The sequence below is a fragment of the Paraburkholderia dioscoreae genome (genome assembly GCF_902459535.1).
Taxonomy (GTDB): domain Bacteria; phylum Pseudomonadota; class Gammaproteobacteria; order Burkholderiales; family Burkholderiaceae; genus Paraburkholderia; species Paraburkholderia dioscoreae.
Genome location: NZ_LR699554.1, coordinates 3,080,009 through 3,096,271, shown reverse-complemented (window position 1 = coordinate 3,096,271; position 16,263 = coordinate 3,080,009). Strand labels below are relative to the sequence as shown.

General features: G+C 62.9%; 17 protein-coding genes. 12 read left to right on the top strand and 5 right to left on the bottom strand.

What is annotated here, in order from left to right:
• Window positions 1-92: 92 nt before the first annotated feature.
• The 9 genes from PDMSB3_RS33930 (at window position 93) to PDMSB3_RS33890 (ending at window position 8,476) form a co-directional block, all read left to right on the top strand.
• Complete coding sequence (locus PDMSB3_RS33930) at window positions 93-938, top strand: GntR family transcriptional regulator (RefSeq protein ID WP_007178277.1); 846 nt, start codon at window positions 93-95, stop codon at window positions 936-938.
• 222 nt (window positions 939-1,160) lie between these two features.
• Complete coding sequence (locus PDMSB3_RS33925) at window positions 1,161-2,144, top strand: ABC transporter substrate-binding protein (RefSeq protein WP_165189336.1); 984 nt, start codon at window positions 1,161-1,163, stop codon at window positions 2,142-2,144.
• An 8-nt stretch (window positions 2,145-2,152) separates the two neighbouring features.
• Window positions 2,153-3,016 carry an ABC transporter ATP-binding protein gene (locus PDMSB3_RS33920; RefSeq protein WP_007178275.1) on the top strand — a complete coding sequence of 288 codons (864 nt, stop codon included), beginning with the start codon at window positions 2,153-2,155 and terminating at the stop codon, window positions 3,014-3,016.
• Window positions 3,013-3,771 (top strand): ABC transporter permease, encoded by a 759-nt coding sequence (locus PDMSB3_RS33915; protein ID WP_007178274.1) that lies wholly within the window; start codon window positions 3,013-3,015, stop codon window positions 3,769-3,771. Before PDMSB3_RS33920 ends, PDMSB3_RS33915 begins: the two co-directional genes overlap by 4 nt.
• Window positions 3,768-4,544 carry an ABC transporter permease gene (locus tag PDMSB3_RS33910; protein ID WP_007178273.1) on the top strand — a complete coding sequence of 259 codons (777 nt, stop codon included), beginning with the start codon at window positions 3,768-3,770 and terminating at the stop codon, window positions 4,542-4,544. The genes PDMSB3_RS33915 and PDMSB3_RS33910 overlap by 4 nt, the downstream gene beginning before the upstream one ends.
• Before the next feature lie 13 nt (window positions 4,545-4,557).
• Window positions 4,558-5,448 carry an isocitrate lyase/PEP mutase family protein gene (locus PDMSB3_RS33905; protein WP_007178272.1) on the top strand — a complete coding sequence of 297 codons (891 nt, stop codon included), beginning with the start codon at window positions 4,558-4,560 and terminating at the stop codon, window positions 5,446-5,448.
• Complete coding sequence (leuC, locus tag PDMSB3_RS33900) at window positions 5,445-6,869, top strand: 3-isopropylmalate dehydratase large subunit (protein WP_007178271.1); 1,425 nt, start codon at window positions 5,445-5,447, stop codon at window positions 6,867-6,869. Before PDMSB3_RS33905 ends, leuC begins: the two co-directional genes overlap by 4 nt.
• Window positions 6,866-7,486 carry a 3-isopropylmalate dehydratase small subunit gene (gene leuD, locus PDMSB3_RS33895; RefSeq protein WP_007178270.1) on the top strand — a complete coding sequence of 207 codons (621 nt, stop codon included), beginning with the start codon at window positions 6,866-6,868 and terminating at the stop codon, window positions 7,484-7,486. Before leuC ends, leuD begins: the two co-directional genes overlap by 4 nt.
• An 84-nt stretch (window positions 7,487-7,570) precedes the next feature.
• Window positions 7,571-8,476 (top strand): isocitrate lyase/PEP mutase family protein, encoded by a 906-nt coding sequence (locus PDMSB3_RS33890; protein ID WP_007178269.1) that lies wholly within the window; start codon window positions 7,571-7,573, stop codon window positions 8,474-8,476.
• A gap of 119 nt (window positions 8,477-8,595) precedes the next feature.
• Here the strand turns inward: PDMSB3_RS33890 and PDMSB3_RS33885 are convergent, their stop codons facing one another.
• From PDMSB3_RS33885 to PDMSB3_RS33870, 4 genes are all read right to left on the bottom strand, one after another.
• Complete coding sequence (locus tag PDMSB3_RS33885) at window positions 8,596-8,802, bottom strand: hypothetical protein (RefSeq protein ID WP_007178268.1); 207 nt, start codon at window positions 8,800-8,802, stop codon at window positions 8,596-8,598.
• A 316-nt stretch (window positions 8,803-9,118) separates the two neighbouring features.
• Window positions 9,119-9,328 carry a hypothetical protein gene (locus tag PDMSB3_RS33880; protein WP_007178267.1) on the bottom strand — a complete coding sequence of 70 codons (210 nt, stop codon included), beginning with the start codon at window positions 9,326-9,328 and terminating at the stop codon, window positions 9,119-9,121.
• A 183-nt stretch (window positions 9,329-9,511) separates the two neighbouring features.
• Window positions 9,512-9,796: a hypothetical protein gene (locus PDMSB3_RS33875; RefSeq protein WP_165189333.1), complete on the bottom strand. Its 285-nt coding sequence runs from the start codon at window positions 9,794-9,796 to the stop codon at window positions 9,512-9,514.
• A gap of 88 nt (window positions 9,797-9,884) precedes the next feature.
• Window positions 9,885-10,157: a hypothetical protein gene (locus tag PDMSB3_RS33870; RefSeq protein ID WP_007178265.1), complete on the bottom strand. Its 273-nt coding sequence runs from the start codon at window positions 10,155-10,157 to the stop codon at window positions 9,885-9,887.
• 415 nt (window positions 10,158-10,572) lie between these two features.
• Between PDMSB3_RS33870 and PDMSB3_RS33865 the strand changes: the two genes are divergently transcribed.
• Window positions 10,573-12,723: a serine/threonine protein kinase gene (locus PDMSB3_RS33865; RefSeq protein ID WP_165189330.1), complete on the top strand. Its 2,151-nt coding sequence runs from the start codon at window positions 10,573-10,575 to the stop codon at window positions 12,721-12,723.
• Between the two features lie 76 nt (window positions 12,724-12,799).
• Here PDMSB3_RS33865 and PDMSB3_RS33860 read toward each other — a convergent pair whose 3' ends face one another.
• Complete coding sequence (locus PDMSB3_RS33860) at window positions 12,800-14,764, bottom strand: SUMF1/EgtB/PvdO family nonheme iron enzyme (protein ID WP_165189327.1); 1,965 nt, start codon at window positions 14,762-14,764, stop codon at window positions 12,800-12,802.
• 367 nt (window positions 14,765-15,131) lie between these two features.
• Between PDMSB3_RS33860 and PDMSB3_RS33855 the strand changes: the two genes are divergently transcribed.
• The gene (locus PDMSB3_RS33855; RefSeq protein WP_007178262.1) at window positions 15,132-15,638 is read left to right on the top strand and encodes a DUF4399 domain-containing protein; all 507 of its coding nucleotides are present in this window, start codon (window positions 15,132-15,134) and stop codon (window positions 15,636-15,638) included.
• A gap of 47 nt (window positions 15,639-15,685) precedes the next feature.
• On the top strand, window positions 15,686-16,120 hold the full coding sequence (locus tag PDMSB3_RS33850; RefSeq protein ID WP_007178261.1) for a DUF4399 domain-containing protein: 435 nt from the start codon (window positions 15,686-15,688) through the stop codon (window positions 16,118-16,120).
• The last annotated feature ends 143 nt before the right edge of the window (window positions 16,121-16,263 follow it).

Sequence of the window (16,263 nt, the reverse complement as noted above, 5' to 3'; positions counted from 1 at the left end):
ACCGGACGAGTCTGGCCGAGGCCGGCCCCGCAGACACGCTTGCTGCGATACCGGATTGCCGCGTCCGTTCAGGCGCCGCGAGGAGAACCGTTGTGCCAGAACGCAAATCGGCCGCGCCAGAGCATGCGATCAAACCCGCAGCCAAAAAACGCGCGGTAGCGGGCGGCAAGCCAAACGCCGGCACCGGCCGCGCCGTGAAAACCACTGCTTCGAAAACACCGGAGCAATCTCAGCGTGCTGTTTCGTACGAGAGCCAATCCGTTGCGCAAACCGAACCGCGCAACGGCAACTCGTCTCAACAGGCGTACGAGCGCCTCCGGCACAAAATCATAGAAAGCGAACTGACGCCTGGCTCCTATCTGCTCGAACAGGAACTCGCACTGATGCTCGGCGTGAGTCGCACTCCGATCCGCGAAGCTGCGATTCGCCTGCAGGGCGAGGGTCTCGTCGAAATCGTGCCGCGTCATGGCATCCGTATCGTTCCCACGTCAGTCTCCGATATCAGCCACATCTACCAGGTTCTGACCAGTCTCGAATCCACCGCGGCGGCGTTGGTCGCGGCGCGCAGCGGCGTCGATCTGAGTCCGCTTGAAAACGCCTGCCGGAAAATGACCGAGGCGCTGGCCGAGCAGGACATGCAGGCATGGGCGCTTGCCGACGAGGCCTTCCATGAAGCGCTCGTTCAACTCGGCGGCAACGCGCGGCTAGCGCAGGTGGTCATGAATTGCCGTGACCAGGTGCATCGTGTGCGACGCTTCACGCAGCGGTTGCGGCCGCATCCGCAGCCAAAAAAATCGATTGATGAGCATTACGAAATCATCGAAGCGATTCGTCGCGGCGATGCAGCGCGCGCGAGCCGCCTATATCGCGCGCACCGCGAGCGCGGCTGGCGCGAGCAGACTGCCGTGCTGCAGCAGCACGGCATCCATCAGGCGTAAAAGCTGATCAATACGAGTCGGCATGACGGGTAAACCCAGTCGTTGTGAGCCGTTATCGTTCTGTACTTTTGAAGATTTAATGCATACATTAACTTACACAGTGATCGGGCAAAGATCGATCTGATCAACTCGTTCGCTGACCCGTCACCGGCGTCACGGCGCGCGGCGGCATAACGAAAATGACGGACGTCAACCGTCAAATCGTGGATGGAGACACACCACATGGATGCGATACGCAAAGTCGTGCGGGGTATCTGTCTGGGCGCGACGCTGACGCTTGCGAGCGTCGGCGCTCACGCCAGTTCGCTGACGGTGACGCACTGGGGTGACGGCATGTACGGCGTGCCCTTCGCCGTCGCGCTCGACAAAGGTTTCTTCAAGGAAGAGAAAGTTGATGTCACCGGTTTCATTACATCGGAAGGCGGCGGAACGAGCATTCGCAACGCGATGGCTTCCGACATTCCGTATGGCGAGGTGGCGTTGCCGGCGGCCATTGCGGCGGTGAAGCAGGGAGTCGATCTGACGATCGTACACGGGGGCGTGCAGAGTCTCGGCGATCTCGTCTGGGTCGAATTGAAGCAGGGCTCGATCACCGGCATCAAACAGATGAAAGGCAAGACGATCGGCTATAGCAGCCCCAAATCGACGACCGACATGATCTCCACGATCGCGCTCGACCGCGTCGGCCTGCTCGGCCAGGTGCAGCGCAAACCGGTGGGAAGTTCGAGCGGAATGCTGACGTCGCTACAGCAGGGTGCGATCGATGTCGGCTACATGACCGAGCCGTCATATAGCGCAAAGAAAGACGGATTGAGAATTGCGTTTCGCTCGAACGACGTGGTGCCGAATGAAACGCAGACCGTCGGCATTGTCCGCACCGATTATCTGAAGGCGCATCCCGACGTGATCCGCGGCATTATCGCAGCGCGCCGCAAGGCCGTCGTCTACATGGCGGCGCATCGCGCCGAGGCCGCACAGATCCTCGCCAAGGAGTACAAGATGGACCGGGCGGTCGCCGCGTCGGCGATCAACAACGTGCTCGACGCCGATCCGAAATACTGGAGCGAAGGCAGCTTCGACTACAAGGGCATGGACGAGGTACTGAAGGGCCTCGTGTTGGTCAAGGCCATTCCGGAAGGTCCATTCGACTGGCCGAAGATCGTCGATGAATCGATGCTGCCGGCCGATCTGCGCAGCAGGAAGTGAGGCCTTCGATGAGCGCGCTATCCCGCCATAAAGCCAATATCTCGGTGGTCGCTCCGAGTACGCTGTCGCCCGACGGAAAGCGCATTCAGGCTACGCTCACGGACGTCACGCGAATCTATCAGGGCAGCCAGGGCAAGCCGCCGTTTCATGCGCTTGGACCCGTGAGCCTCGAATTGCGGGTCGGCGAGTTCTTCTCGGTGGTCGGTCCGTCCGGCTGCGGCAAGTCCACGCTGCTCGACGTGCTGGCCGGTCTGAACCCGGCGAGCGGCGGCACGGTGACGTTCGAAGGCAAGCCGGTCGGTGCGGAAGTGCCGGACGGCGTGGCCGTCGTGTTTCAGGAAGACGCGAGTTTCCCGTGGCTCAATGTATTCGACAACGCGGCGTTTGCCGCGCGGCAGGCAGGCGTCGCGGAAACGGAAGTGCGTGAGCGGGTCGATCACGCACTGTCGTTCATGGGCCTGAAATCCTTTGCCCGCGCCTATCCGGCACAACTATCGGGCGGTATGCGCCAACGCGTTTGCATTGCCCGGGCAATGGTCGTGCGGCCGCGACTGATGTTACTCGACGAGCCGTTCGGCGCGCTCGACCAGCAAACGCGTCTTCTGATGGGAGACGAAACCCTGAAGCTGTGGCGCGACACCGGCGCGACCGTCCTGCTGATCACCCATTCGATCGATGAAGCCGTGTTGCTGTCCGACCGCATCGGCGTGATGTCTGCGTGTCCCGGCCGTTTTATCAGAACGATAGAAACCGGGTGGCCACGCATGCGCGACAGCACCACCGCGCTCGACGCGCGCTTCGGCGAACTGACGGCGCAAGTGTGGGGCCTGTTGCGCGAAGAAGCATTGAAAGCGCTGGGGAGCCAGCAATGAATACCGCCGCACGCTGGCGGCTCGGCCTGGTCGTGGGACTGATCGTCTTGCTGGAGATTGCGAGCCGTGCGGCGTGGATCGATCCGATCTCTTTCATTCCGCCGTCGCGAATGGTGGTGAGCGCCGTTCAATTGCTGTTGTCGGGCCAGTACACGACGGACATTCTGCAAACCCTCGGCAGCGCATTGCTTGCCGTCGCGCTGGCGGTGGTGGCCGGCTTCATCGGCGGCGTGCTGCTGTTCCGGTTGCCGCGCGTCAGGCGCGTGCTCGATCCGCTGTTGCTCTCGTATTACGCGGTGCCTGTGTTCGTGCTCTATCCGATCCTGATCGTCGTACTCGGTTTGAATCGCTGGCCGCTGGTGGGCATCGGCTTTCTGTTCGCGGTCGTCGCGATGGCGGTGAATACGCTCAACGGTCTGGAACGCGTACCGCGCGTGCTGCTGCGCACGGCTCGCGTGTGCCGTCTGAATACCTTCGACGAAATCCGCTTGATCACGCTGCCGTCGAGCCTGCCGTTCGTTTTCACCGGCATCAAGCTCACGGTCGTCTATGCGTTCATTGCGGTGGTGGCGGGCGAATTCGTGCTGTCGGGCTCGGGCTTCGGTTATCAGATCGCCTTTGCCTACAACAACTTCGACAATCCGACCATGTACGGCCTGATGGTGCTGATGCTGCTGTTCGTCAGCTCGCTCAACGCGTTGCTGCGCACGGCCGAAGCGCGGTTATACCGGCGTATCCGCAGGGAGGCCGTATGAGCACGATCGTCGTTGCACATACCGTCAGGCCGCGGCATACGCGACGCTGGCTGGACGGCGTCGTTCTGATCGTCGTGCTGGCCGTGCTGTGGCAGGTACTCAGCGAAATGCTCGGTCCGGACGCGATTACGACTCCGTGGCGCACGCTCGAACGTGCGGTGCATATCGTCAGCGACCCGGATTTTCCGGCGAGTCTGTACGTGACCGCATTCGCGTTCGGCTCCGCGTTTCTGATCTCGGCGATCGGCGGCGTATGTCTGGGCATGCTGCTCGGCGCGCGCAAACTTGCCGGCGATGTGATGGAGCCGCTGATGATGGGCTTCTACTCGATTCCCAAAGTCACGCTATATCCGGTCGTATTGCTCGCGTTCGGTCTGGGCCTGTGGGCCAAAATCGTGTTCGGCGTGATGCACGGGATCGTGCCGATCACGATCTTCACCATGAATGCCGTGCGCAATATGCCGCCGATCTATACGCGCGCGGCGCGGACCTATCGTCTGAGTCCTTTTGCGCTCGCGCGTCATGTGCTGCTGCCCGCCTGCGTGCCGGAAGTGGTCGCCGGCTTGCGCATCGGCTTTTCGCTGACGCTGCTCGGCACGCTGATCGGCGAAATGTTCGCGTCGCAAAGCGGCATCGGGCACATGCTGATGATCGCGATGAACCGCAGCGAGACCAGCACGATCATGGCGCTCGCGCTGATGCTGTTCGTTTTCGCCACGCTCGTCAATCTGCTGTTGCTCGCGTGGCAGCGGCATCTTACCCATAGCACCTGAGCAGGAGAGTTCGATGAGCACTTCCGGGAAGCTGAAAGCGATTCTCAAGAGCGGGCGCTTTGTCGTCGCGCCCGGCGTATTCGATATGTTCTCGGCGCGTGTCGCCGACCGCCTGCCGTTCGAAGCGCTGTACATGACCGGATATGGCGTCTCCGGCTCGTATCTCGGCGTCGCGGATGCGGGCCTGGTCAGCTACGCCGATATGGTGGGACGTGCGCGGCAAATTGCCGAGGGCACCGGCAAGCCGTTGATCGCGGACGCCGACACGGGTTTCGGCGGCTTGCTCAATGTGCGGCATACGGTGCGCGGTTACGAAGCCGCGGGCGTGCAGGCGATCCAGATGGAAGACCAGGTGATGCCGAAAAAATGCGGCCACACCCAGGGCCGCCAGGTGGTGCCGCTGAACGACATGCTGAAGAAAATCGAAGTCGCGCTCGAGGCGCGCCGCAGCGACGACATGCTGATCATCGCCCGAACCGATTCGCGCACTACGCTCGGCCTCGACGAAGCGATCAGGCGCGGCAAGGCGTTCGCGCGTGCAGGGGCGGACATCGTTTTCGTCGAGTCGCCGGAAAGCGCCGAGGAATTCGAACGGATCGGCGGCGAGCTCGCCGATAGCGGCGCATGGGTGTTCGCCAATATGGTGCCGACCGGGCGCTCGCCGGTCGTGCCGAGCAGCACGCTGAAGGAATGGGGCTTCCATATCGCGATCTATCCTTCGATCGGCATGGCGGCGGCTACCGCTGCGCTGGATAACGCCTATCGTCATCTGCTCGATCACGGCGACTCGCTCGAACTGCAGGTGCCGTCGTTCACGATGGACCAGTTGCATGAACTGGTCGGCTTTCCGGAGGTGTGGGAGTTCGAGAAGCGTCACGCACAGAGCAGCGAGACGGCATCATGAATGCGCCGCGCACGCTGTTCGACAAGCTGTGGAACAGCCACACGATTGCGAATCTGCCGGGCAGCGCCGATCTGTTGCAGGTGGATCGCAATCTGATGCATGAGTTGACCGGGGTCGAAGCGGTACGTGTACTCGAAGCCCGCCATTTGCCGGTCAGCAACCCCGAGTTGACGTTCGCGACGCTCGATCACGTGATCTCCACGCGACCCGGCCGCCAGGCGGGTGATGCGGACTGGAGCACGACAATGGTCGACACGCTGCGCGAGCAGATGGCGCAGCACGCCATTCCTCTGTTCGATATCGGCACCGAAGGCAGGCAGGGCATCGTCCACGTGATCGGACCGGAGCTCGGATTGTCGCTGCCGGGCACGCTGATCGTCTGCGCCGACAGCCATACCTGCACTCACGGGGCGTTGGGTGCGCTCGCGTTCGGCATCGGTTCGACCGAACTGGTACATGTGCTGGCGACACAAACCGTACGCCAGAAGAAGCCCAAAACGATGCGGATACGGTTTAAAGGCAGCGTCGCCGAGGGCGTCACGGCCAAGGACATGATCCTCTACGTGATCGGCGCGCTCGGCGCCGGCGCGGGTACCGGCTACGCAGTCGAGTTCGCTGGCGAGGCGGTCGAAGCGCTCTCGATGGAAGCACGTTTGACGCTGTGCAATCTGACGATCGAACTCGGCGCCAAGTTCGGCTTCGTCGCGCCCGACGAGACGACTTTTGTCTATCTGCGTGGACGTCCGTATGCACCGCAAGGCGCGAGCTTCGAGGCGGCGCTGGAAGACTGGCGCCGCTTGCCGACGGACGACGGCGCGCACTTCGATCGCGAAGTGGAGATCGACGCGGCGGCGATCGCGGTGCAGGTCACCTGGGGTACGAGCCCCGAACACGTGATCGCGATCGACGCCGCCGTACCGGATCCAGGCAACGAGTCCGATCCCGCGCGCCGTGAAGCATTGCAACGGGCGCTCGACTACATGGGCGTGCACGCGGGGCAGCATCTGGATGAGCTGGCGGTCGATCGCGTGTTCATCGGATCGTGCACCAATAGCCGCATCGAAGACTTGCAGGCGGCCGCGCGCATCGTGGCGGGCCACCATGTCGCCGAAGGTGTGACCGCGTGGGTGGTGCCGGGGTCGTTGAGCGTTGCGCGAGAAGCGGAGGCACAGGGTCTCGCGCAGATATTCCGCACGGCCGGCTTCGAATGGCGCGAGCCCGGCTGCTCGATGTGCGTTGGTGCGAACGGCGACGTGGTGGGGCGTGGCGAGCGCTGCGTATCGACGTCGAATCGCAACTTTGTCGGCCGCCAGGGGCCCGGCGCGCGCACGCATCTGGCGAGTCCGGCCGTGGCGGCGGCGAGCGCTTTGGCCGGTCACATTGCCGCGCCGACGTCGTCGTATGCGGGAGCCCCATCATGAAAGCGTTCACGGTGGTCAAAGGTCCGGCCGCGTCGTTACCGCGCAACAACGTCGACACGGATCTGATCATTCGCATCGAAAGAATTTCGCAACTCGTGCGAGGCCAGCTCGGCCCTTGGCTGTTCGAGACGTTGCGTTATCGCGAAGGCGGTCCGGAGCAGGGAGAACGCGAAGATTTCGTGCTCAACCAGCCAGCGTTCCGGCATGCCTGCATTCTGCTCGGCGGCGTGAACTTCGGCTGTGGCAGCTCGCGCGAAATGGCGGTGTGGGCGCTCGAAGAGTTCGGCATTCGTTGCGTGATCGCACCTTCATTCGGCGACATTTTCTTCGCCAATTGCCTGCAAAACGGGCTGCTGCCGATCTGTCTCGACGCCGCGTCGATCGCGACACTCGCTGCGGTGGCCGCTGACGGCACGCCGCTCGAAGTCGATCTGCGCGCCCTGCAAATCCGCGCGGACGGACTTGAACCAATGCCGTTCGAGTTCGACGCCGCGCGCCGGGCGGTTCTGCTCGAAGGACTCGACGAGGTCGATCAGACGTTGCGTCTGGCCGACGATATCGACGCGTTTCGCCGCACGGACCGCGCCAAACGCGCGTGGGCTTACATGCCGCGATAGGCCGCCGCCCGCGTCGAACGCGAATGGGTCGCCTTCGACGCGGGCGTGAACATCGCCCGATCTGACTTGACAGGGAGAAGCACTGTGAGCCGTTCTGCACGTTTCAGGGAGTTGTTGAAGTCGCCGCCTTTTGTTTGCCTCGGCGCGCACGATGCCGTGACCGCGATGCTCGCCGAACAGGCGGGCGCCAAAGCGATTTACGTGAGCGGGTTTGCGGCATCGGCAATCATGGCCGGGCAGCCGGATGTCGGTCTGTTGACGCAGACGGAGATGTTTGAGCATATCCGCCGTATTTGCCGTGTTACATCGCTGCCGGTATTCGCCGATGCCGACACCGGTTACGGCGGCATCCTCGACGTGCAGCGGACGATCCGTTTGTGGGAAGAAGCAGGCGCTTCGGTGCTGCATCTGGAAGATCAGGCGGTGCCGAAGAAGTGCGGCCACTTTGCCGGCAAGCAGGTGATTCCGAAAGAGGAGATGCAGGCAAAATTGCGGGCCATGCTGGCCGCGCGAACCGATCCCGACTTCTTCGTGGTCGCGCGAACCGACGCGATTGCCGTGACGGGTCTGAACGATGCGATCGAGCGGCTCGCGGCCTACGCCGAAGCCGGCGCCGACGGTCTGTATGCGGACGCGCCGGAAAGTATCGAGCAGATGCAGGAAATGGTGCGCAGATTGAAGCCGCTCGGCAAGCCGATTCTGTTCAACATGGCACGCTCGGGCAAGAGTCCGTATCTGACGCTCGACCAGGTGTACAAGCTCGGCTTCGACTATGCGCTGTGCCCCATCGAACCGATGTTTGCGATGCACAAAGCGGTCAAGGAGATGATGGAAATCTTCATGCGCGAAGGCTCGACCGATTCAGTCGCGGACCGGATGACTTCCTTCGAGGATTTCAACCGCTTTGTCGGTCTCGACGAAGCGGTGGCCGAAGAGGCGTCGTTCAATGTTGTGGCCTCAACGCCTCGGAGTAAGGCCGACGCTGCCTGAAATGGGTTGAACTATCGGCAAGCGCGCTTCTGTCAGACCATTCACCACATCAACTGGACAGGCCCCCTCCACGGTGACGTGAAGGGGGCCTGTTTCCAATTGCGGACATCTCGCGCGTCCTACAGGTAGGTTCCGCTAATCCGTCCTTCGAAGATGGCGGTATTGATCGCAAAGTCGTCGACGTGCGCTTGCGAGCCGCCGTCGACAGTGACGACGACGGAACGGCCGCCGCGCAGAGTTTTCATCTGCGCGGCGGTGAGCGTCATTTCGTCATGTGTGTGATCCGCGGAGCGCGGCAGGTCTTTGACGACGAGTGAGGATTTCATGGTGTTACTCCTGAAGGTGGATGAGCGAGCACGGTGCGGTGCTCAGCCATTCTTCTGCAAGGGGTATGCCAAATTGCACGCGATGAGCGAGGAAATCATATGCGAGGCGGCAACGCAAGGCCAGCAAGGCAGAGACGCCATGCGTTCGCCGAACATGAAGCCCGGACAACGTGATATGCAACGGAAGTGTTCGGCGAGGCCCGACCAACCGCGTGCGGGTTGTCGGCTTGCGCCGCTCCACGGTTCGCGAAAGCAAACGGCACGCGTGGATAACGCGTGCCGCTGTTGTGAATATGCGGCGCGGGAACCGTGCGCGCTACGGTTTGCGCTGCATGGCCGCCCGTGCAATCGTCTGGTGCGCAGTGGGGAACCCGGGAGGGTATTCGACGACGCGTGCCGAAGCCGGCACCAGCGGCACGGCCCCATTCAGCCGCGCGCCGATACGAGCACCGCCGACGATAGCCGTCATTGCCTGCCGGTCGAGTTCGACGCTGTCGGTGAGATCCCTGATGATGAGCTTTGCCATAGTGACTCCAGGAAAGAAAGCGAGCGGCATGCCGGCGTGAATCGCCGGCTGCCGCCCGGGTGTGTCGTGAAATGTGCTGAGGTCTCCTCGCACAATCAGTATAGGAAATCTGTGCGCCGCTTGCCGGCCGGAGACGACCGGCCGGCCGTAGCGGGGCCCCCCGGCCCCCGCCACGTTGAGCGGTTACACGTTGGCGTAGTTGGCGCCCCAGAGCGACGGGCTGACGTTCAGGTGCAGCGGCACGAAGCCCGCGCCGATCACGCCGACGTTGTTGAGTGCGGCGACGTTGACGTATTGCATCTGGTTGAGGTTCTGGTTCACCGAGACATTGACGTTGGCAATGCCGCTGAGGCCGGCGACCGAAGGCAGGCCGGGCACGCTGCTGCCGGTGCCGCCGGCCACCGCCGACATGGCGCGGCGGTCGAGCTCGCGGGTGCCGGACAGATCGCGAATCATGAGGGGTGACATGGTGCTTCTCCAAAGGTGCGCGCAGGACGCGGGTAGGCGGCGGGAAGTGAGGCGCACCGGGAAGGCGGGCGCCTCGCCGCGTCGCGTATTACACGTGGATGTTGTTGCTCGTCGAGAGGTAGGGGTTGACCGTCGAGCTGATGCCGGAGGCAAAGGCGACGTTGTTGCCGTTGGCGTTCTGCAGGTTCAGCTCGTTGTTGATGAGCTGGGTGGCATCGACCTTCTTGCTGTTGTTCGGGGCGAAGACGGGGCTGAAGTTGTAGTAGGAGGTGGAGGGGCCGAAACCGCCGCGCACGGCGCTCATGGCTTTGCTGTCGAGTTGTTCGGTGATGGACAGGTCTTTGATGGTCAGCGTGTTCATGGTGAATCTCCTGGAGGTAAGGGTGAGGCTGTCGGGGTTGGTTGCGAGCAACTTGTCTGCTCGGGATTCACTAATGCACGGGCTGTGCCAGATTTATTCAAGGCTCCTGATAAAGTTTCAGGAAGCTCGCCGCATAAGGATTTCGAGGCATGGGACCGGCTTGGTGAAGACGTGATGCCGTGCGGGCGAGATGACCGGTTGACGGCTTGCACCCGACAGGCCACGGCACGCTGTTGGATATCTCACGACACCGGCTCACTGCGCGACCAGCGGGCCAATCCTGGTTTGCGAAAGCACGGACCTGGAGCTAGTATCGAAGCGGCACATGTAACTGATTACGACAGGTTCTCTATCGGCCGAAGAGGCTTGGGTCGCGTGCGATCCGGTCCAACGGCAGCGGCGGTGCTTCGCACAAATGGCTAGCCTTGCGCGTGTGATTCACGACTTTCAGAACGGCGAGCTGTCCCGTGACGAGTTCGTGGCTCAACTCGACAGCACGTTGACCACCGAAGGACTCGGCCCCACGCAGCTGCTGGACATGCTTGGCGCAGCACATCGCAAAGCGCCGCTACCCGACGATCTTTATGTGGAAGTGCGGCGGCGCATCGAGCAGTTGCGCGTCTCGAACGTGGCGGCGGGCGGCGAGGAAACCGGCATCCAGACCACGGTCGACATTCCGTCGCTGCGCCCAGCGAGCGTCGGCAGTGCAGGCAGTGCACCCAATGCGGCTGGCACCGGCGGCGCGGCGGCACACGACCAGATCAAAGGCACCGGCGATACGTTGAACAACCGTTTCGTGCTCGAAGAATGCCTTGGCGTCGGCGGCATGGGCACGGTGTACAAGGCGCTCGATCTGCGCAAGCTCGAAGCTTCGGATCGCAAGCCATACCTCGCGATCAAGGTGCTCAACGTCCAGTTCCGCGGCAACCCGAATTCGCTCGTCGCGTTACAGCGCGAGGCACGCAAGGCGCAGGTGCTCGCGCATCGCAACATCATCACGGTGTACGACTTCGACCGCGACGGGCCGATCGTTTATCTGACCATGGAGTATCTGTCCGGCAAACCGCTCAGCCAGTTGCTGCGCACGCCGGGCTATCAGGGCATGCCGGTGCGCGCGGCACTGCCGATCGTGCGCGGCATGAGCAGCGCGCTCGCTTATGCTCACGAACGCGGCTTCGTGCATTGCGACTTCAAGCCCGCCAACGTGTTTCTCACAACGAATGCCGAAGTGAAGGTGATCGATTTCGGCATCGCCCGCGTGTTTCAGCGTCCGGAAGAGGAGAGCGACGCGACCGTCTTCGATCCCGGCAGCCTCGGCGCGTTGACGCCCGCCTACGCCAGCCCGGAAATGATCGAGCACCGCGAACCGGACCCGCGCGACGATATCTACGCACTCGGCTGCATCACGTATGAACTGCTGACGGGGCATCATCCGTTCGACCGGTTGTCGGCCACGCAGGCCCGCAATGCTGATTTCAAGCCGCAGCGGCCCGCCAATCTCGACGCGAAACAATGGCGCGCGCTGCGTGCCGCGTTGTCGTTCGATCGCAATACGCGCATGCCGAGTGTGGAGCGCTTCATCGCCGAGTTCGATAACGAAGCCCGCGCGGAGAAATCCGGCACGCTGGCGAAGGTGGGGCTCGCGAGCTTCGCGGTGGTGTGCGCCGCGGCGGTCGGTGTATTCGCGTTCCGCTCGGCGCCGAACCGGCAGACCGAGCCGCAGACGGAGGCGGGCGCTTCGCAGAGTCCGGCGGAGCAGGCGGCTTCTTCGTCTTCGTCTTTGTCGTCTTCGGGTGAGGCGGTGTCGGCGCCGGTTGCGGCGCCTCCGGCAGGTCCTGTCGCGGTGGCGCCCGCTACGACTCCTGCGCCACCGCCCGCGCCCAAGCCCGCGCTGACTCTAGCCACCGTCACGTCCGCGCTAATGCAGGCGCCCTGTTCCGCACTGTCCGCTTCGGTGCAGGATCACTCGCTGACGGTGCGCGGTTACGTCTCGCAGCGTTACGGCGCGGCGCGTCTGAAGGACACGCTGGCGGCGCTGCCGGGCGTCGATACGGTGACACTTGCAGTCGAGCCGCTCGCCGACGACAAGTGCGACACCGTCAAGGCGCTCGCGCCCTACTGGATTGACAACATGCAGACCGGCCACGCTGCGGCCTTGCACGTGAGGCCGCCCAGCGGTCAATTGAGCGACGGCGATCCGCTGGTCGTCGACGTCGCCACGCCGGGCTATGACTCGTATGTGAACCTGGACTACTACCAGCTCGACGGCAGCGTCGTGCACATGGTGCCGAGCCCGCGCGCCAAGGACAATCAGGCGCCGCCGCATTACACCGCCACCATCGGCAGCGCCGGCGACTGGATCATCTCAAAGCCGTTCGGATCGGAGATGGTCGTGCTGCTGATTACGCCTGCGCCGCTATTCGACAAGCCGCGGCCCGAAAGCGAATCGCGCGCCGAATATCTGCGCGCGCTGGACACGCGGCTCACACAGATCGGCAGCAAATATGGCCGCGATCATATCGTCGCCGATTTCGCGCCGATTACGACAAAGCCACGCTCGCCTTGAGCATGGAGCGTGGAGAGCGTCGGCGTGGTTTGCCGGTCTGCCGTGAATCGGCGGCAGATCCGACAAGCCACCCACGTCACTTGAGATCCTTGACGACCCGAAAGCCGTCTTGCGACTGGCGCACGCCCGAGCTGTACTTGAAGCGTGTCGCGCTGAGCATATAGCCGCCGCCTTCTCGCCACGAACCGCCGCGAATCACGCGCATGTCGCAGCCTGGGTTGTCCCACGCGTGGCCATCGGCGGGGGCGCCCTGGTAGGAGTTGTGCCAACAGTCGGCGGTCCATTCCCAGACGCTGCCATTCATGTCGTACAGGCCGAGCGGATTTGGTGCGAACGAGCCGGCCGCCTCAGGTCCTTCCTTGTGCCACGGGTCGCCGCAGTCCTTGCAATTGGCGTTGCCCTTGCGCATCTGGTCGCCCCACCAGTAGGCGGTCGTGGTGCCGCCGCGATCCGCGTATTCCCATTCCGCTTCGGTGGGCAGGCGGTACGGTTTGCCGGTGGTCCTGCTCAACCATTTCACGTATTGCTGCGCGTCGTCCCAACTGAGGTCGCGCGCCGGCGCGGCTTTGCTAGTGTTGCTTTCGGGTGTGAGCTTCTGGCAGGCATTGGCGGCGACGCACGAGTTCCACTGATCGACCGTCACTTCGTACTTGCCGATCGCGAACGGCGCGCCGATGGTCACGTGATGAACGGGCTTTTCGGAAGGATCGTCGGTACTGCTGCCCATCGAGAAAGAACCGGCGGGCACGGCGATCATGATCGGACAGGTGGCGCAATCACGGCTTTCACCGGCAACCGGCGCATGCGTGACGGGCTTTTGCGCGACTGTCGCCGCAGGTGGCGTGGCCAGCGCGGGAGCGCTTGCGGTGGGTTTGGGCGGCGGCACACTGGGAGGCGGCGCTGGCCGCGCGGCTTGCGGAGCCGGTGCAACTGACGGCGCAGCAGGCGTGGCCGCGGACGGTGCATTCGACGTCGCTGCTGCGCGTAAGCGGTCGATGCGCGCATGAGCGAGCGTGGCGAAGCGGCCGTTCGGATAGGCCTTCAGATACGCCTCATAGTCGGCCGGGTAATTGCTGTCCTTGATCGAATTCCAGAACGTGATTTCGTATTGTTCGCTGCTGTCTTTCGGCAAAATACCTCTGCTATGCAGCGTGACCACGGGATCGTCACGAATGGCGGACGTCGCATCGGCCGTCAGCAAGGTCTGCGGAAGCGATGAAGCAAGCCAGGGCGTTTGCTCACCACCAGTCACGTCGCGCACCTGCGCCGCGACGCGTTGCAACAGATCCGCCAAGGCTTGCGACGGAGCGCTGTCGAGCGCGTGCAGCCATGCATTCGTGTAGACGCCATGACGCGCGCCGTCCGCTGCAAAACCGCCGGGTGCGGTTGCGTATGCAACCACCGTATTGCCTGGAAGCGCAGACGTATTGCCGGTCACGTCCGCCGAGAACGGATTGTTCAGACACGTATCGAGAATCACGAGATTGAGTTGACCGTCACGCGGCGCGCGCATTGCCTGCAATACGGCGTTCAGATCGACGCCATTGCTTACCGCCGCAGCTGGCGAGCGAGCGTCGAGTCCTGCGGGGATGAGCAATGTTTGCGGGCCGATCCGCATGCCGTGTCCCGCGAAATAAAAGAGGCCGACACCGCCGCGCCGCAAGCGCGCATGGAATTCGCCGATGACTTGCCGCATCTGCTGCGGCGTCGCATTCGTGCGCATGATGACCTCGAAGCCGAGCGTTTGCAGCCTGTCACGCATGGCTTCGGCATCGCGCGGGGCGTTCTCGCGCAGTGCATCCACTTGCAAGTCATTGCGGTCCCTGCGATCCGCACCATACGCGCCATTACCGATCACCAGCGCGATACGTGGAGAAGGCAGCTTGCCCCGCTGTGGCGCGAACGGGGTGAGCGGCACAGCGTCCATCTTCTCCGCGCTCGCGCCTCGCTCGGCACTGTCACGTTGCGGCGCCGCATCCGCACTGCCCCAATGCGCCTGAATCGCCCCGGCCATGCACACCAGCATGAATATTCGCCACATCTTCACATCCTGTTTGTTCCGGACAGAACATAGGCAATCGAGCACCGCGCCACTCGCAGCAGTTGCTGGAGTCAATCGCGCGAAGCATCGACGCCGCTATCGACCATCCATCTGCAACCTCTTAATAACGATAGCACGCGCTTTGCGCGTCACAACTGTCGGCGTGCCCCGAATGCGTCATACGGTTAACGAGCGTGGCGTATCTTTTTGGCAAGTTACGACCTAAGCTAATTCACAAAGTGAGGCGGCGCGTCGTTTTAACTAGGGCGGCCGTCCAACCGCGCGAGCGCCCGCGATATCCAGCCGGAACGCCCGGCCTGCCTCGTGCAGCCGGGGTGGCCATGACCATTCTTCGGGAGAGTGCGCTATGCGAAGAAGAACCGTTACCCCCGTTGTTCTCGATGTGCGTCATGAATCGAATGCGCATCGCGAGGCACGGCGCAAGGCGTTGCGCGCGACGCTCTTCCTCGTGTTCGGCAACATGTTGCCGAGCGCCTTCGCGCTCGCCGATCAAACGGCTTCGCCGCCGGGTGCCGAGGAGTACATCATCTGGCCGCCGGACGGCGCCGTGATTCACGGTGGCAAGCTGTGGGTGCGCATGGGGCTACGGAACATGGGCGTGTGCCCGAAGGGTGTCGTGTTCCCGAACTCCGGCCATCACCATCTGTTGATCGACACCGACCTGCCGGCGCTCGATCAGGAAATCCCGTCAGATCGCAATCACCTGCACTTCGGCGCGGGCGAGACGGACGCGCGTATCGAATTGCCACCGGGCAAGCACACGCTGCAACTGATTCTCGGCGATCACAACCATGTGCCGCATGTGCCGCCCGTGTATTCGAAAAAGATCACCATCACCGTGCTAAAAGACTAGCGCGATCCGTTCGTTCAAAGCGGGTCCGTGAGAACGGAGAGACCTTCATGTACAAGATCATCGCGGTCGCGGCACTCGCCATGTCGGCGGCTTTGGCTTCGCCGAATGTCGCCATTGCGGGTACGACGCCGGCACCGGCCGGCGCCTATGCGTATATCGGCTATCCCAACGACGGCCAGGTCGTACCGGCCAACAAGCCGTTCAAGGTGTGGTTCGGCCTGCGGTACATGGGTGTGGCGCCCAAAGGCGTCAAGTATCCGAATACCGGCCACCATCATCTGCTGATCGACACTGATTTGCCGCCAATGGATCAGGAGATTCCGTCCGATCGCAATCATCTGCATTTCGGTGCGGGCGAAACGGAGACCATGATTCAACTCCCGCCAGGCAAGCACACGTTGCAACTGTTGATGGGCGACGACATGCATGTCCCTCACAATCCGCCGGTGTACTCGAAGAAGATCACCGTCATTGCGCGATGACGCAACGCGCGGCGTGACGCCCCAGCGTCCCGGTGTTACGCCGCAACCAACAGCTCCGCGCGAATTGTTGGCTGAGATCCACCATCTTCCGCGCGGCGTTTGACCGCTCTGCTTCAGATTCGTCCGCGCACCAACCGCGCAAC

Excerpts from the sequence above, each read along its gene's own strand:
- PDMSB3_RS33870 (WP_007178265.1), bottom strand. The coding sequence starts at position 10,157 with ATGAACACGCTGACCATCAAAGACCTGTCCATCACCGAACAACTCGAC.
- PDMSB3_RS33925 (WP_165189336.1), top strand. The coding sequence starts at position 1,161 with ATGGATGCGATACGCAAAGTCGTGCGGGGTATCTGTCTGGGCGCGACG.
- PDMSB3_RS33855 (WP_007178262.1), top strand. The coding sequence starts at position 15,132 with ATGCGAAGAAGAACCGTTACCCCCGTTGTTCTCGATGTGCGTCATGAA.
- PDMSB3_RS33860 (WP_165189327.1), bottom strand. The coding sequence starts at position 14,764 with ATGTGGCGAATATTCATGCTGGTGTGCATGGCCGGGGCGATTCAGGCG.
- PDMSB3_RS33885 (WP_007178268.1), bottom strand. The coding sequence starts at position 8,802 with ATGAAATCCTCACTCGTCGTCAAAGACCTGCCGCGCTCCGCGGATCAC.
- PDMSB3_RS33905 (WP_007178272.1), top strand. The coding sequence starts at position 4,558 with ATGAGCACTTCCGGGAAGCTGAAAGCGATTCTCAAGAGCGGGCGCTTT.
- PDMSB3_RS33875 (WP_165189333.1), bottom strand. The coding sequence starts at position 9,796 with ATGTCACCCCTCATGATTCGCGATCTGTCCGGCACCCGCGAGCTCGAC.
- PDMSB3_RS33910 (WP_007178273.1), top strand. The coding sequence starts at position 3,768 with ATGAGCACGATCGTCGTTGCACATACCGTCAGGCCGCGGCATACGCGA.
- PDMSB3_RS33920 (WP_007178275.1), top strand. The coding sequence starts at position 2,153 with ATGAGCGCGCTATCCCGCCATAAAGCCAATATCTCGGTGGTCGCTCCG.
- leuD (WP_007178270.1), top strand. The coding sequence starts at position 6,866 with ATGAAAGCGTTCACGGTGGTCAAAGGTCCGGCCGCGTCGTTACCGCGC.
- leuC (WP_007178271.1), top strand. The coding sequence starts at position 5,445 with ATGAATGCGCCGCGCACGCTGTTCGACAAGCTGTGGAACAGCCACACG.
- PDMSB3_RS33850 (WP_007178261.1), top strand. The coding sequence starts at position 15,686 with ATGTACAAGATCATCGCGGTCGCGGCACTCGCCATGTCGGCGGCTTTG.
- PDMSB3_RS33865 (WP_165189330.1), top strand. The coding sequence starts at position 10,573 with ATGGCTAGCCTTGCGCGTGTGATTCACGACTTTCAGAACGGCGAGCTG.
- PDMSB3_RS33880 (WP_007178267.1), bottom strand. The coding sequence starts at position 9,328 with ATGGCAAAGCTCATCATCAGGGATCTCACCGACAGCGTCGAACTCGAC.
- PDMSB3_RS33915 (WP_007178274.1), top strand. The coding sequence starts at position 3,013 with ATGAATACCGCCGCACGCTGGCGGCTCGGCCTGGTCGTGGGACTGATC.